The organism is Fluviicoccus keumensis (genome assembly GCF_004217445.1).
Classification (GTDB): domain Bacteria; phylum Pseudomonadota; class Gammaproteobacteria; order Pseudomonadales; family Moraxellaceae; genus Fluviicoccus; species Fluviicoccus keumensis.
Genome location: NZ_SHKX01000015.1, coordinates 123,358 through 139,278 on the forward strand (window position 1 = coordinate 123,358; position 15,921 = coordinate 139,278).

Here is a 15,921-nt window from a genome sequence, read left to right on the forward strand (position 1 = left end):
AAAAGCCCCGGCCGCCATGGGTGGACGGGGCTTTTTGCATTCAGCTTTTCAAGTGGCGGTAGTGGGTGAAAATGTCGCGCAGGGAATAACGCGGCTTGAAACGGAAAGTCGTCGCAAAAAGACTGCCATCAATGGTGGCGGCGTATTTGAAATAGTTCAGCAGGTGCGGCGGGAACAGCTGACGGCCCAGCAGGCGCGACATCAGCGCCGGCATGCTCGCGGGAGTCGACGGCACCGGCAGCGTCTTGCAGCCGCACAAGGCGACCGCTTTCGCATACGGGACGCAGTCATCCGGCGCCACGTTGTAGATGCCGGGCTGGTTCCCCTCAAAGGCGGCCGCAATTGCTTCCGCCATGTCTTCCAGATGGATGAACTGCATCATTGGCGAAAAGCCCATCAGCACCGGCACGCGATCCTGCATCAGCAACTGGCTGAGGGTGTTGTTCACGCCTGGCCCGACAATGTTGCAGGGGCGCAGAATCGTAATATTGAGTTCCGGGTATTTCCATAAATAGATGGTGGCCAGGTTTTCCAGTTCCACCGAGTCCACCAGATCCATGGTGATCCCGGCGGCCTTCAGCGGCGCGGCTTCGGTCAGGTAGGCCGGATTCAGCGGATGTGCGCCGTAGACGAAGTAGGTGGACAGGATCAGCGTCTGGCCCACTTGGTATTTGCGGGCCAGATCCAGCAGGCGCTGGCTCCCCAGTACGTTGGCGGCGTAGCGGCCCTCCCGGCTGTATTCATTGGTGCCGATGCGGCCCAGATGGATAATGCTGTCGAAGTGATGTTCGCGGAACAGGTCCTCGAAGCGGCGTTTGTTGAAGTCCACCTGATAACTGGGAATGTCTTCCGGCATGCTCACTTCTCGCCGGGCATCGCAGACGACCAGGTTGTAATGACCGTGCAGGCGGTTGATGACCTGCTGCGCCAAGGCCCCGGCGGCGCCGGTAATCAGGACGGTCTTTTTGCGGGGATCTTTCATGTTGTTGGTCCTTGTCCCCGTTGGTCGAGGCCTTGCTGAATCAGTTGCCGGATCTTGTTGCGGACAGTTTCCACCTTGATTTCCAGATCGTCCTCGCACTGGATCGGCCCGGAAAAATAGAGCGGCTCGCCGTAGTGCAGCGTAACCTTCACCGGGAGCGGGAAGGGCGGGGCGACCGCAACATAGGGCAGGCCCAGCCGCTTGGCCAGTCCTTTCAGGTTCCCCAGCATCGGCAGGGCCTCTTCACAACCGACAACCCCGACCGGGATGATCGGAGTATTGGTTTCAATGGCGATCTGCATGAAGCCGCAGCCGAAACGCTGGAGCTGGTAGCGTTTGCCGAAGCCCTTGGCGGTGCCGCGGACGCCTTCCGGAAAAATAATGACGGCTTCTTCCTGCTTCAGCATGTCCAGGCAATTATGGGGTTCGCCCACGACGGCGCCGATGGCGTTGAGGAAGTTGCCAAGGTAGGGAATATCGGGGAAAAAGCGCTCGACCATCGCGCGCGGCACGCGGGGGCCGAGCGGATTGGTCAGCATGCTGTAGCCGATCAGTGAGCCGTCGAGCGGCACATAACCGGAATGGTTTGGCACGATCAACACCCGGCCCCGGGAGGGAATGTTCTCCAGGCCAAAGGACTCCACCCGGAAATAGCGTTCGTAGAAGGGGCGGGTCAGGGCGGCGGCGACATGACTGGTAGGCAGATGATAGCCCCAGCGGTCGTATTCCAGACTGCCCAGCGGCTTTCTCGCTTTCTCGAAAGCATCTCTGAGATCGGGCGGCATCAGCCGCTTCTCCAGGGTTCTGAGCAACATGGTTATTCCCTCAATGTGTCGGAGGTTATCGTAGCAATAAGGCCCTGAGGGTGTTAAGGGGAGAGAATACGGAATTTTCGTCACGTATTGACGAATGGCTACTGTCTTTAACTTGACCCTGACACGGGGCCATTGCTATAAATGGCAACCTGTTGCGGTGCCTGTTTGCCGCGGACCTTTCTGCAACATCATCAAAGCAAGAACAAGGGGAAGAAATGAACAAGTCCGAATTGATTGATGCCATCGCAGCCTCTGCCAACCTGACAAAGGCGGATGCTGGCCGGGCACTGGATGCGGTTACTGCAGCAATTACTGATGCCCTGAAGGCCGGTGATTCGGTGACTTTGGTTGGTTTTGGCACTTTCGGCGTCAAGGAGCGCGCAGCGCGTACCGGCCGTAACCCCAAGACCAACGAAAAGATTGAAATTGCCGCCCGCAAGGTGCCTGACTTCAAGGCCGGCAAGGGCCTGAAAGACGCCATCGCCTGAACGGCTGTTTCGCCGTACTGAAAAGCGCGCCCCTCATGGGCGCGTTTTTGTTGCAACATCAACCTGTGGTGGAGATACATGGAAGCTTTTCGTGACCTTATCCGGGGCTGGCTGGGCAAAGCCTTGCTGGTCCTGCTGCTCGTACCATTCGCCTTGGTGGGTATCGAGTCCTATTTTGTCCGTGGACACGCCGCTCCGGCCGCCACTGTCAACGGCACCGACATTCCCATGACCAAGCTGGACAAGGCCCTGGAAAAGCAGAAGCAGGAAATCCTGTCCGGAATGGGGCCTGGCGCTGATGCCTCCCGCATTGATATGGCGGTCCTGCGTTCCGAAATCCTGCGCAACCTGGTCGATGAGGAACTGCTGCGGCAGGACGCTGCCAAGTCGGGATTTCTGGTTTCCGACGCCATGATCAGCCGCATGATCAGTGAGGAGCCTGCCTTTCAGGAGAACGGCAAGTTTTCCCCAAGCCGTTTTGCCCAGGTTCTCCGCAGCGTTGGCGAAGACCCGGCAACCTTTCCCGTTCAGGCCAAGGAACGTATCGCCCAGCGCCAGTTGATGTCCGGCATTATCGCGACCGGTTTCACGTCCCTGAATGAAATGAACCTGGTGACCCGCCTGAATAACCAGAAGCGTGATATTCACGTCCTGACCATTCCCGCCATGCACTTTGTCGGAATGGTGCAGGCGACGGATGCCGAGGTGGCGGCGGAATACAAGCAACACCCGGATCGCTATACCTCTGAAGAAAAGGTGACCGCCGAATATGTTGCCTTGTCACCCGAGCGCTTCCAGTCAACGGTAACCATTACACAGGATGATCTTGACCAACGCTATGCGGAAAAGCTGAAGGCCCTGGAATCTAATGAGCAGCGTCATGCCAGCCACATCCTGATCAAGGTGGATGACAAGACCAAGGACGCGGATGCTCGGGCGAAAATCCAGGCGATCGAAAAGCGCGTCAAGGCCGGTGAAGATTTCGGGAAGCTGGCAAAGGAACTGTCCCAGGATCCGGGCTCCGCGGCTAACAATGGGGATTTGGGGATGGCAGGTCATGGCATGTTCGTTCCCGAGTTTGAAAAGGCGCTGTTTGCCCTGAAAACCGGCGAAGTCTCCGCTCCGGTCAAGACCCAGTTTGGCTATCACCTGATCAAGCTGCTGGATGTTCAGAAAGCGGCCGTACCGACGCTGGCGGACATGCGCGCCGAACTGGAAACCGAGGTGCGCCAGATCAAGGCCGAAGACGCTTTCAATGAAGCGATCGAGAAGCTGGACGCCACTGCCTACGAGTCATCAGACTTGAAGGACATCGCGAAGGCCTATCAGCTGCCGGTTGAAGTCACCACTCCGTTCACGCTCAAGGGCGGAGATGGTGTTGCCGCCAACCGCAAATTCGTTCAAACCGCCTTCAGCGATGATCTGCTCAAGGACGGGAAGAACTCTGCCGGTCTGCGCCTGGAAGACAAGCGCGTGGTTTGGCTGCGGGTGAAGAGTCATGACAAGGCGGCCCTGAAGCCGCTGGCGGATGTGACCGGGATGATCCGGCTGCGGCTGCAGTTGGAGAAGGCTTCGGCGATGGCGCGCACGCATGCCGAGAATGCGGCCAAGGCCCTTGCGGCTGGCAAGAGCCCTGCCGAAATCGCAGCGGCTGAACAACTGCAATGGGTCGATTTCGCGGCGGTGACCCGCTCGGCGCAAACACCCTCGGCGGATATCCAGAAAGTCGCGTTCCGCTTGCCAGCCCCCAAGGCTGGCAGTTGGTCGGCCGATGCCAAGCCCTTGGGCAAGGATTTCGCCGTCATCGCCATTAGCGCCGTGACGGAAGACCTTACCCCCTTGGCGCCTGAACAGCGTCAGCAACTTGCGCAAGCCCAGGGAACCATGCGCGGCCAGCAGGAACTGATGGATTACGTTGAGTACTTGCGCAGCAAGGCCAAGATCGAGATCATCAAGCCTGAGAAAAACTGATGTCCTGATCTATCGTAAAAACAAAGCCCGCCAATTGGCGGGCTTTGTTTTTACAGCGACCGGTTATTCCAGCGGGGGCATGGCGGTGGTGTTGAAACCGCCATCGACATAGAGAATCTCGGCGCTGATGCCGGAGGCCAGGTCAGAGCAGAGGAAAGCGGCGGCGTTTCCGACTTCTTCAATCGTGACGTTGCGGCGCAACGGGGTCGCGGACTCGTTGTAGGCCAGCATCTTGCGGAAGTTTTTGATGCCGCTGGCCGCGAGGGTGCGAATCGGCCCGGCGGAAATGCCATTGACGCGGATACCCAGGGGGCCGAGGCTGGACGCAAGATAGCGAACGTTGGCTTCCAGTGAGGCCTTGGCCAAACCCATGACGTTATAGTTGGGAAGCACCCGTTCCGAACCCTGATAGGTCAGTGTCAGGATGACGCCGCGGTTCTTTTCCAGCATGGGCTTGGCGGCCTTGGCCAACGCCAGCAGGCTGTAGCTGCTGATATCATGGGCGATACGGAAGCCTTCACGAGTCGTGACATCGACAAAGTCACCTTCCAGTTGGTCCCCAGGAGCAAAGGCGACCGAGTGAATCAGACCGTCCAGTCCCTCCCAGTGAGCGGAGAGTCCGGCAAAAACAGCGGCTACCTCCGCGTCATTGCTGACATCGCAGGGGAAAACCAGGCTGGAGCCGAAAGTGGCGGCGAACTCTTCCACGCGGGACTTGAGCTTTTCGTTCTGGTAGGTGAAGGCAAGTTCCGCGCCTTCGCGGTGCATGGCGGCGGCGATGCCGTAGGCAATGGAAAGTTTGCTGGCGACGCCGACGATCAGAACCCTTTTACCGGACATAAAACCCATGTTGTGCTCCTGTTTAACGTATGTGGTCAAGGCTAGCGGAGGCGGTCGCATGACGGGCGGCCGATAACCGCCCCGGAGTGTGCCACAAATCTTCGCAGGTTCTCCAGTCGAAGATATTCCGGTTCAGGGGTGATCGCCGGCAAAGGCGGCGGCCATCAACTGCCGGGTATAGTCGGATACCGGGTTGCTGAAAACCGTTTCCGTATCACCGGTTTCGACCATTTCGCCGAAGCGCATCACCAGCACTCGGTGACTGACCGCCCGCACCACCTTCAGGTCGTGGCTGATGAACAGGCAGGAGAAGCCCAGTTCAGCCTGCAATCGGCGCAGCAGCAACACAATCTGTTTTTGTACGGTACGGTCCAGAGCGGAGGTGGGTTCATCCAGAATCAGGACTTTCGGCTTCAGCACCAGCGCCCGGGCGATGGCAATCCGTTGCCGTTGGCCGCCGGAGAACTCGTGCGGGTAGCGGTGCCGGGTGTCGGGATCCATTTCGACGGCCGTCAGCGCTTCGATGACCCGCGCTTCCCGGGCTTCGGCCGTCAGCGTGGAAAGCTCCAGGCCTTCGGCGACGATCTGCCCGACACTGAGACGCGGACTAAGGCTGCCATAAGGATCCTGGAAAACGATCTGCAGGTCTTTGCGCATCGGCCGTAAGACGGATTGCGCCAGATGGTGAATCTCCCGCCCCAGGAATACGATACGTCCGTCGCTGATTTCCGTCAGGCGGGTCACGGCGAAGGCGAGCGTCGACTTGCCCGAACCGCTCTCGCCAACCACACCCAGGGTTTCCCCTTGCCGCAGTTGCAGGGAGAGGTCCGTCACCGCCTTGATATGACCGACCGTGCGCTTCAGAAAACCCTTGCGGATCGGGAACCAGATGCGCAGCTTGTCTACGGTCAGGATCGTAGCGGCGTCGGCCGGAACCGGTGCGGGCTGCCCTTCTGGTTCGGCGGCCAGCAGCATACGGGTATAGGGATGTTGCGGATCGGCAAACAGGGTATCGGTGGCATTCATTTCCACCAGTCGGCCTTGCTGCATGACGCCGACTTTATCCGCAAAGCGGCGCACCAGCCCCAGATCGTGTGAAATCAGCAGCACTGAAAGCCCCAACTTCTGTTGAAGCTGCCTGAGAAGGCTCAGGATCTGTTCCTGCAAGGTGACATCAAGGGCAGTCGTCGGTTCGTCGGCGATCAGCAGGGCGGGGCGGTTTGCCAGGGCCATGGCGATCATGACGCGCTGTCGCTGGCCGCCGGAGAGCTCATGCGGGTAACTGTTGACCCGTCCGGTGGGATCGGGAATACCGACTTCCTCAAGCAGCGTGATGGTACGGGCCCGGATGGCGGTCGCGGTATCCGGGTGGTGTTGCATCATGATTTCGTCAATCTGACGGCCGATGGTGTGCAACGGGTTCAGCGAGGTCATCGGCTCCTGGAAGATCATGCTGACACGTTCGCCGCGCACTTGTTGCAGGCGGGATTCGGGAGCGGCCAGTAGTTCTTCGCCTTCCAGTCGAATCGAGCCGTCGCAGCGGGCGTTATCCGGCAACAGCTTCAGGATGGACAGCGCAGTCAGGGATTTGCCCGATCCGCTTTCACCGACAATGGCCAGCATTTCCCCGCGCTGGATGGAAAGGCTGACCGCCTGCACCGGCGTGCTTTCCTGGCCATGCTGTGCAAAGCGGACCGTCAGACGGTCGATCGCCAACAGCTCGCCGGTCTTATTGCTTGCGGGGGTCGAAAGCGTCACGGGCGGCTTCTCCGATAAAGACGAGCAGTGTCAGCAGGATACCCAGCGTCAGGAACGCGGACAGGCCCAGCCAAGGGGCGGTCAGGTTGTTCTTGCCCTGCGCGACCAGCTCTCCCAGCGAGGGTGATCCGACCGGCAGGCCGAAGCCGAGAAAATCCAGTGAGGTCAGCAGGCTGATGGCGCCGGTGAAAATGAACGGCAGATAGGACAACGTCGATACCATGGCGTTAGGCAGGATATGCCGGAACATGATCTTGCGGTCGCTGAGACCCAGCGCCCGCGCCGCCCTGACATATTCCAGATTACGGCCGCGCAGGAACTCCGCGCGCACCAGCCCGGTCAGTTCATGCCAGGAGAACAGCAGCATCAGTCCCAACAGCCACCAGAACCCCGGCTGCACCAGGCTGGCCAGAATGATTAGCATGAACAGCATCGGCAGTCCGGACCAGATCTCGATCACCCGCTGTCCGACCAGATCCACCCAGCCGCCGTAATATCCTTGCAGCGCTCCTGCGGCAATGCCGATGACCGAACTGCCGAGGGTCAGCGTCAGGGCGAAAAGGACCGAGATGCGGAAGCCGTAGATGATACGGGCCAGCACATCACGCCCCTGATCATCGGTGCCGAACAGGTTTTCGTTGGAAGGCGGGGCCGGGGCCGGAACACTGAGGTTGTAATTGATGGTGCTGTAGCTGTAGCGGATTGGCGGCCACAGTATCCAGCCCTTGGCCTGGATCAGCTCCGCCACATAGGGGTCGCGGTAGTCCGTGTTGCTGGCCAGGGTTCCGCCAAAGACGGTTTCCGGGTAATCCTTCAGCACCGGAACATAGAGTTTCTGCTGGAAGGAAACCAGCAACGGTCTGTCGTTGGCCAGCAGTTCGGCAAACAGGCTGAGGGCAAACAGGATCATGAAAATCCACAGCGAGACATAGCCGCGACGGTTGTTCTTGAATTTCTGCCAGCGACGCTGGTTGACGGGTGACAATCCCATGATTTATCCCCGGCTCTCGAAGTCAATGCGCGGATCGATCCACGTATAGATCAGATCGCTGATGATGCGCAGGATCAGGCCGAGCAGGGTGAAAATGAACAGCGTGCCGAAGATCACGGGATAGTCGCGGTTGATCGCCGACTGGAAGCTGAGCAGCCCAAGGCCATCCAGATTGAAAATGACCTCAATGAGAAAGGAGCCGGTAAAAAAGATCGACAATAGCGCCGACGGGAAACCGGCAATGATGATGAGCATGGCGTTACGGAAGACATGGCCATAGAGCACCTGGGTGTCGTTCAGCCCCTTGGCGCGGGCCGTGACGACATACTGCTTGTGGATTTCGTCGAGAAAGGCGTTCTTGGTCAGGATGGTCAGCGTGGCGAAACCGCCAATGGTCATGCATAACGTTGGCAGCACCAGATGATGCGCATAATCCAGAGCCTTGCCGATCGGGCTGAGGGTCTGGAAATTGTCGGAAACCAGGCCCTGCATCGGGAACCATTGCCAGTAGCTGCCGCCTGCGAACAGCACGATCAGCAGGATAGCGAAGAGGAACCCCGGAATGGCGTAGCCGACGATGATCAGGGTGCTGGTGGCGATATCAAAACGGCTGCCGTGATGGATCGCCTTGCGGATACCCATCGGAATGGAAACCAGATAAACCAGCAGGGTGCTCCAGAGACCCAGTGAGATGGAAACCGGCATCTTCTCGACAATCAGGCCGATCACGCTTTTGTCGCGGAAGAAACTCTGCCCGAAATCGAAGCGCGCATAGCTGCTGAGCATCAGCCAGAAGCGCTCGGCGGGCGGCTTGTCGAATCCGTACTGGCGCTCCAGATCCTTGATCAGTTCGGGATCCAGACCCTGTGCGCCGCGATAGGGGCTTTCCTTGCCCTGGCTGTTGCCGCCGGAGGTCATGTCGCCGGCTGCGCCGCCGCTGACCGGATTCCCCCGTGTGTCCAGTCCCTTGGCCTTGGCGATGGCCTGTTCGACCGGCCCGCCGGGAGCCGCCTGCACGATCACGAAATTGATCAGCAGGATGCCCAGCAGGGTGGGGATCACCAGCAGCAGGCGTCGCAGCAGGTATGCCAGCATCATGCCTCTCCGTTATCGCTTGCCTTGGGCGGCGCGGATGCGCGCCTGCTTGGCCGCGTTGGCCCACCAGAAGTCAATGCCGGGGGAGTATTTCGGCTTGATGGCCGGTTGTTCCAGGAAGTCCCAGTAGGCGAGGCGGTAGCTGCGGTTATGGTATTGCGGGATGACCAGGTGGTTCCACAGCAGCACGCGGTCCAGCGCCCGGGTCGCCGTCACCAGATCTTCCCGGCTGCGCGCGCCGACAATCTTGTCCACCAGCACATCCACGGCCGGACTTTTCAGGCCGGCGAGATTATGGCTGCCCGGTGTGTCCGCGGCTTGGGAACCCCAGAAACCACGTTGTTCATTTCCGGGCGACAGGGATTGGGCAAAGCCTTCCACCACCATGTCGAAGTCAAAGTTGCGCTCACGGTTGATGTATTGTGATGAATCCACCGGGCGGATGCTGACTTCGATGCCAAGGCGGGCAAGATTACGGGTGAACGGCTCGACGATGCGGACGAATTCCGGCTGCACCAGCAGGATTTCAAACTTGAAGGGTTCATTCTTCGCATTCACCAGCTTGCCATTCTTGATGGTCCAGCCCGCGCTTTGCAACAGTTGCTGGGCAGCCATCAGGTTGGCGCGCACATTGCCCGAGCCGTCGGTTTTCGGGGCCTGGAACGGTGTGGTGAAGACCTCCGGCGGCACTTGGGCTTTCAACGGATTCAGCAAGGCCAGTTCGGCGGGCGAAGGCAGCCCGGTGGCGGCCAGTTCAGAGTTGTCGAAGTAACTTTGCGACCGGCTGTAGGCGCTGAAAAAGAGGTTGCGGTTACTCCATTCAAAGTCGAATGCGTACGACAGCGCCTGGCGCACGCGACGATCCTGAAACAACGGGCGCCGAAGGTTATACACAAAACCCTGCATCCCGGCCGGGTTGAAATTGGGTTGTTCGACCTTTTTCACCAGCCCCTGTTTGACCGCCGGGAACGTGTATTCGGTCGCCCAGGTCTTGGCTTTGAATTCAGTCAGGAAGTCGTATTGCCCGGCCTTGAATCCTTCAAAAGCCACCGTCATGTCCTGATAGTAGACAAACTTGATGGTGTCGAAATTGAATTTGCCGCGATTGACCGGCAAGTTGGCCGCCCAATATTTCGGGTTGCGGGTATAGGTGGCGGATTTTCCCGGATCCAGTTTGGTCAGCAGGTAGGGGCCGCTGCCTATAGGAATGTCCAGGTTGGTGCTGTTGAAGGTTCGCTTGCTCCAGAACTGCTTGGGCAGGATCGACATCTCGCCGACAATCAGTGACAGCTCACGATTGTTCTTGTTCTTGAAACTGAACTTGACGGTTTGCTTGTCCAGCGCTTCGACCTTGCTGATTTCATTGTAATAGTTGCGCAGGTTGGGGGCACCTTCCTTACGGATCAGGTCGAAGGTGAACACGACATCGTCAGCGGTTACCGGTGAGCCGTCGCTGAAACGGGCCGCAGGGTTCAGGTGATAGGTGATCCAGCTGGGATCCTCGGGATCGCGATCAATGCGGTCGGCCAACAGACCGTAACGGGCAAACGGCTCATCCAGTGCGGCAACCGTGAGGGAATCATAAAGATAGTCGGTCCCCTCCACCGGATTTCCCTTGTTGATGAAGGGGTTGGTGCTGTCAAACGTCCCCAGTGCGCGCAGCCGCAATTCGCCGCCCTTGGGCGCATCCGGCCTGGCATAGGGGAAGGCCTTGAAGTTATCGGGCTGGGTGGGTTTGCCATGCAGGGCGATGGCGTTGCTGGAGATGATGGCGGCATGGCCCATCGTGACCGTCAGGGACATCAGGGTGGCGAACAACAGCTTGTTCATGGGCAGGATCTCTCGAAAACCGCAGACAGCTTTTTAATAATGAAAACAGGGCATTGAGGCCGGAATTGTAAGGCAGCAGCTTAACAAAAAAAACCGCCGCAAATGCGGCGGTTTTGTGTGCTTCAGGCAATCAGCCCTTGGCGAGGTAGAGCACCAGATCCTGGCCGGGCTTGATGTTGCGGGAGCCCTTGTTCCAAGTCTGGATCTGGCTGACCGAGACCTTGTACCGCTTGCTGATGGAGTACAGGGTGTCGCCGCGGCGAACTTCGTAGCGAACCTGCTTGATGCTGTCCTTCTCAGACTTGTCGCGCTTGGCGGTGCGTTCGGACTTCTTGTCCTTCTTGCCAGGCTTGCTTTCGGCAACCCGTTCATCGCGGTTGTCCTTGCCATCCTTTTTGCCGCGCGCCTTGGGCTTGGTCTCCGGTTCGGCATCGTCACTTTCGATATTGATTACCAGACGCTTGCCTGGACGCAGGCTCTCGTTGGCTTTCATGCCGTTCCAGCGGGCCAGGTCCTTCGGGCTGATGTCATACTTGCGGGAAATGGCGTACAGGGTCTCGCCGGGACGAACCTTGTGGAATTCGCGCTTGCTGTCAGCCGGCTTGTCCTTGGAGACCAAGGCTTTCTTGGCGTCGGTCTTGTCAGCCTTGGCGGCTTTTCCACCGCGGTCCTTACCGGAATCCTGAGTGTCGCCGGCATCGGCGATCTTGTCCGAGGCTTTGGTTTTGGCGGCGGGGGCATCGGAGGCCGGAGTCTCGTCAACTTCCGAAACCACCTGGTCCTCGCTTTCCTCCATCAACTGCGCCACACGGGTGGTGACGGCGTTTTCAGGACGATCATAATAATGGCCCTTCACCTTGATATGGGCCACCACCAGCCAGCGCCCGGCGGGCAGCTTCTTTTTCTTGGTGGAAAGGCCATTGATTGCCGCCAGGGTCTTGGCGGAGGTATCAAAGCGGGAGGCCAGCTTGGCCAGCGTATCACCCTTGCGGGTCTTGTAGCGCTGAACCACGGTGCGCTCGGCCGGCGGAAGGGCGGCCAGACGATTGTCAAAGTCGCCTGGAGCGGTTGTCGGCACCAGGATATTGTGCGATTCCTGCGGGTCGGTCGCCCAGCGCAGGAAGCCGGGGTTCAATTGATACAGTTGCTTCAGCGTCAGGCCGGCGATGCGGGCCACGGCGTCCAGTTCTACCTGGCTGCGAGCCTTGACCGTCCGGAAAATCGGCTGGTTGACGATCGGCTTGAACGCAATGTTGTAGTTGGCGGGCGACTTGACGATCTGGGCGACGGCCAGGAAACGCGGGACGTAAGCCTCGGTTTCGGCCGGGAGGTCCAGCGACCAGTAGTCGGTCGGCAGTCCGGCGGCGGCGTTCTTGTTGATGGCGCGCTCCACCGTGCCCGGGCCGGCGTTATAGGCGGCCAGCGCCAGTTCCCATGAGCCGAACTTCTTGTAAAGCGTGCTGAGGAATTCATAGGCGGCGCGTGTGGACTGCATGACATCGCGGCGACCGTCATACCAGTAATTCTGCTTCAGACCGTAAATCTTGCCGGTGCCGGGAATGAACTGCCACATGCCGGCTGCCTGGGCGGGGGAGAAGGCGAACGGATCATAGGAGCTTTCCACGACCGGCAGCAACGCCAGCTCGGTGGGCAGGCCGCGCTTTTCCGCCTCGGTGACCGTGTGATAGAGATAGTGGCTGGCCCGCGCCGTCATGCGATCAATATAGTCCTGACGCTTGGCGAACCAGTTGCGCTGCATCGCAATGCGCTCGTTGTTCTGGGTGAGGTCCATCTTGAAGCCTGCACGCACACGAGCCCAGAGGTCGCCGAATTTCGCCAGTTCTTCGGGGCTGAGGGAGACAGGCTCCATCTCAGTCACGCCGAGCAATTCATCAATGTCGTCCTGGGTGAACTCACTGCCGTCGGTATCGTAGTAACCGGCGGGGGCATTGCTGAGGCCGTCGCCGCTTTGGGCGGATACGACGGTGGCAACCACGGGAGACGTTTGTACGGGGGAGGAGAAAATACCGGCGACGGCTTTATGAGGCTGTGTGGAGCAGGCAGACAGAATCAGGCTTGCGAAGGCAAATACCAGAACTTGTTGAACGTATTTGCTGAGGTGAAGCCGAAAATGCATGCCATATTACTCCGTATATACGAAAAGCTGCCAGATTTTAGGGAGGCAGGCGGAATACTGGCAAGCCAATGGCCGCCAATAATCCCGCTTAACTGTAACGAAGTGCGGCAAAATACCGTTTTTTCAAGCCTCTGGAGGCCGCCAGCTGTCCTTGAAGCGACGAAGCCGGGCGAAAGTCTCTGATGCAGAAGGATTTAAACCGAGTCCGGGGATGGTCTCCGCCAGGATTTCCCGGAGGTCGGGGCGGGTTGTCCGCAGGAACGGATTGATGGCTTTTTCGAGACCGAGCATGGCCGGAAGCGTGGGAATGCCGGCCATCCTGAGGGTTTCCGCCGCTGTGCGATATTCATGCAGGAGTTTATTACCGGGGTCTACCGCCAGGGCAAAATCCAGATTGGCGACGGTATATTCATGGGCGCAGCAAACCCGCGTCCGGTCGGGTAGTCCGCATATTGTTTGCAGCGATTGGAAGAAGGATTCGCTGTCACCGTCGAATATCCTGCCGCAACCGCCGCTGAACAAGGTGTCCCCGCAAAAGAGGACGGCTTCCTCCGGATGATAGAAACTCACGTGGTCGTGGGTATGGCCGGGGGTCGCCAATATCGTCCAGTCTCCCAGCCCGGGTAAAGCCAGGGTTTCTCCGCCGCTAACCGGCCGGTTTATCCCCGCAATGGCGGTTGGTCCGTAGATTGGAATCCCGGGGTGCCGGTGCGCGATTTCGGGCAGGCCTCCGGTATGATCATGATGATGGTGGGTGACGAATACTGTCGCCAGCCGCCAGCCGCGGTCTTGCAATACCTTGGCCAACAGCGCGTAATCGCCGACATCAACGGCCAGTGCTTCACCGGATGACGAAGCCCACAACCACAGATAGTTGTCGTGAAACATGGGAACCGGCAATAGCGTATACGTCTCGGACATGACAGGCGACCTCTCTGCATCCATAATGCATCTTAGTGCAATCAGGCGGGTTTTTTGACATGGAATTACCCCATCTTTGGCAGCCGGCCTCGCGGTTGGATCTGTCCGGCTCCCTGGCGGCCTGGTTCGGCACCGAATTGGGGGGGGAATTGCTGTCGGCGGAAACCCGCTTGCTCGGGCATGTGCTGCCGGACCTGTTTGGCTACCATGCCCTGCAAATGGGTCAGGTCGCGCCGGTCAACCTGCTGCAATCCAGCCGTATCCGTCATCGTCTGGTGGCAGATGTCTCGCCACAGCCGGTTGAAGGACTGTCGGTTTTCCGCGCCCGTCCGGAATATCTCCCCCTGGCGGCTGACAGCGTCGATGTAGTGGTGATGCACCATCTGCTGGATGTCTGCGCCAACCCGCACGCGGTTCTGCGCGAGGCGTGCCGGGTGCTGTTGCCGGAGGGGCATCTGGTTATTGTGGGCTTCAATCCGTGGAGCCTGTGGGGACTATGGCGTCTTTTCCGGTTGCCGTGGTCGTCAACGCCTTGGTTGCGTCGGGTGTTCAGTCCGCAACGCTTGACGGACTGGCTGTCCCTACTGGATTTCGAGGTGGTTGGCGTGGAGTCGGCCTGTTTCCTGCCGCCGGTGGATAACGCCTGGATGCGTCGACGGCTTGACTGGCTGGAAGCGCTGGGATCGCGCTACTGGAGCCAGGGCGGCGCGGGTTATGTGGTGCTGGCGCGCAAGCGGGTTTCCTGCATGACACCGATGCGCCTGCGACAACCGCTACTGCAAATGCTGCGACCGGCCCTGGTGGCGGAGACGCGCAGTTCCGATTCGCTCAAACAACAGGATGAATGACGTTTCCATCATGAAGAAAATCGAAATCTACAGCGACGGAGCCTGCCGGGGAAACCCCGGGCCCGGCGGCTGGGGCGCCCTGCTGCGATACGGCGACCGCGAAAAAAGGCTGTATGGTTCCGAAAAACTGACGACCAACAACCGCATGGAGCTGAAGGCCACTATCGAGGCATTGAGGGCATTGCGTGAGCCCTGCGACGTCACCGTCTGGACCGACTCCCAATATGTGAAGAAAGGGATGACCGAGTGGTTGTCCGGCTGGAAAGCCAAGGGCTGGAAGACCGCGGCCCGCGAGCCGGTAAAAAACGCCGATCTCTGGCAGGAACTGGAGCGGGAGGCCTTGCGCCATCGTGTCGACTGGCAGTGGGTCAAGGGCCATGCCGGCCACGAAGGTAATGAGGAAGCGGATCGCCTGGCCAATCAGGCCATTGATGAAATGTTGGAAATCGCCTCATGAGACAGATTGTACTGGATACCGAAACCACCGGCATGAACCCGCTGGAGGGGCACCGCATCATTGAAATCGGCTGCCTGGAGCTTGAAAACCGTCGTTTGACCGGCCGTTCCTTTCATTATTACTTGAAGCCGGATCGCCCGGTGGATCCGGAAGCAGTGGCGGTTCACGGCATTACGGATGAGTTTCTTCAGGACAAGCCGAAGTTTGAAGAGGTGGCTGCCGAGTTTGAAGCTTTCGTCCGGGGATCCGAACTGATCATTCATAACGCCGCCTTCGACGTTGGCTTTCTGGATCATGAAATGCGCCGGCTGTCGCCCGGCTTCAGCACCATCCGCAGTTTCTGTGACGTGCTGGATACGCTGACGCTGGCGCGGCAGAAGCATCCCGGGCAGAAAAACAGCCTGGATGCGCTGGCGAAGCGCTACTTTGTCGACCACCGCCAGCGGACCTATCACGGCGCGCTGCTTGACGCCGAGATCCTGGCGGATGTTTATCTGGCCATGACGGGCGGGCAGGTCGGACTCAGCCTGCAGGATGACAGCGAGGCCGGAGACGGGGCGCGGGAAACCGTCCGCCGCCTGCCCGCCGACCGGCCGCGATTGCGGGTGATCGCGGCATCGCCTGAAGAATCGGCAGCCCATGCCGCCCGCCTCGATATTATTGACAAATCCTGTGGCGGAACGTGCATTTGGCGCGAAGAGGGGCTGGCGTGAAGCCGGTAAAACCATTATTTTAAGACCAATAATAACACCGGCTCCCGGCCGTTTCCCCAACCCGAAGAATACAGG

At 59.2% G+C, this 15,921-nt stretch carries 12 protein-coding genes and 1 pseudogene; 4 read left to right on the forward strand and 9 right to left on the reverse strand.

The window, feature by feature from the left end:
* Positions 1 to 40: 40 nt before the first annotated feature.
* Together EV700_RS14745 and EV700_RS14750 are read right to left on the reverse strand one after the other, a co-directional pair.
* Complete coding sequence (locus EV700_RS14745; RefSeq protein ID WP_130415171.1) at positions 41 to 982, reverse strand: SDR family oxidoreductase; 942 nt, start codon at positions 980 to 982, stop codon at positions 41 to 43.
* Positions 979 to 1,797, reverse strand: a complete 819-nt coding sequence (locus tag EV700_RS14750; protein ID WP_130415173.1) for a lysophospholipid acyltransferase family protein — start codon at positions 1,795 to 1,797, stop codon at positions 979 to 981. Before EV700_RS14750 ends, EV700_RS14745 begins: the two co-directional genes overlap by 4 nt.
* Positions 1,798 to 2,012: 215 nt before the next feature.
* Between EV700_RS14750 and EV700_RS14755 the strand changes: the two genes are divergently transcribed.
* Positions 2,013 to 2,285, forward strand: coding sequence for an HU family DNA-binding protein (locus tag EV700_RS14755; RefSeq protein WP_130415175.1), 273 nt, complete (start codon positions 2,013 to 2,015; stop codon positions 2,283 to 2,285).
* 78 nt (positions 2,286 to 2,363) lie between these two features.
* Complete coding sequence (locus EV700_RS14760) at positions 2,364 to 4,256, forward strand: SurA N-terminal domain-containing protein (protein WP_130415177.1); 1,893 nt, start codon at positions 2,364 to 2,366, stop codon at positions 4,254 to 4,256.
* A gap of 63 nt (positions 4,257 to 4,319) precedes the next feature.
* Here the strand turns inward: EV700_RS14760 and EV700_RS14765 are convergent, their stop codons facing one another.
* The 7 genes from EV700_RS14765 to gloB all read right to left on the reverse strand — a co-directional run bounded on the left by EV700_RS14765 (position 4,320) and on the right by gloB (position 13,828).
* Positions 4,320 to 5,105, reverse strand: a complete 786-nt coding sequence (locus EV700_RS14765; protein ID WP_130415179.1) for an enoyl-ACP reductase FabI — start codon at positions 5,103 to 5,105, stop codon at positions 4,320 to 4,322.
* Between the two features lie 123 nt (positions 5,106 to 5,228).
* Positions 5,229 to 6,854 carry an ABC transporter ATP-binding protein gene (locus EV700_RS14770; protein ID WP_242610282.1) on the reverse strand — a complete coding sequence of 542 codons (1,626 nt, stop codon included), beginning with the start codon at positions 6,852 to 6,854 and terminating at the stop codon, positions 5,229 to 5,231.
* Positions 6,826 to 7,839 (reverse strand): ABC transporter permease, encoded by a 1,014-nt coding sequence (locus EV700_RS14775; RefSeq protein WP_242610285.1) that lies wholly within the window; start codon positions 7,837 to 7,839, stop codon positions 6,826 to 6,828. Before EV700_RS14775 ends, EV700_RS14770 begins: the two co-directional genes overlap by 29 nt.
* Before the next feature lie 9 nt (positions 7,840 to 7,848).
* Complete coding sequence (locus EV700_RS14780) at positions 7,849 to 8,940, reverse strand: microcin C ABC transporter permease YejB (RefSeq protein WP_130415313.1); 1,092 nt, start codon at positions 8,938 to 8,940, stop codon at positions 7,849 to 7,851.
* 12 nt (positions 8,941 to 8,952) lie between these two features.
* Positions 8,953 to 10,770, reverse strand: coding sequence for an extracellular solute-binding protein (locus EV700_RS14785; RefSeq protein WP_130415183.1), 1,818 nt, complete (start codon positions 10,768 to 10,770; stop codon positions 8,953 to 8,955).
* Between the two features lie 130 nt (positions 10,771 to 10,900).
* Positions 10,901 to 12,766: a lytic transglycosylase gene (locus EV700_RS17310; protein WP_423201220.1), complete on the reverse strand. Its 1,866-nt coding sequence runs from the start codon at positions 12,764 to 12,766 to the stop codon at positions 10,901 to 10,903.
* Between the two features lie 264 nt (positions 12,767 to 13,030).
* On the reverse strand, positions 13,031 to 13,828 hold the full coding sequence (gene gloB / locus EV700_RS14795; RefSeq protein ID WP_165391501.1) for a hydroxyacylglutathione hydrolase: 798 nt from the start codon (positions 13,826 to 13,828) through the stop codon (positions 13,031 to 13,033).
* A gap of 59 nt (positions 13,829 to 13,887) precedes the next feature.
* Between gloB and EV700_RS14800 the strand changes: the two genes are divergently transcribed.
* Positions 13,888 to 14,676, forward strand: coding sequence for a class I SAM-dependent methyltransferase (locus EV700_RS14800; protein WP_130415189.1), 789 nt, complete (start codon positions 13,888 to 13,890; stop codon positions 14,674 to 14,676).
* Positions 14,677 to 14,683: 7 nt separating this feature from the next.
* Positions 14,684 to 15,846, forward strand: a pseudogene (gene dnaQ / locus EV700_RS17330) (DNA polymerase III subunit epsilon).
* The last annotated feature ends 75 nt before the right edge of the window (positions 15,847 to 15,921 follow it).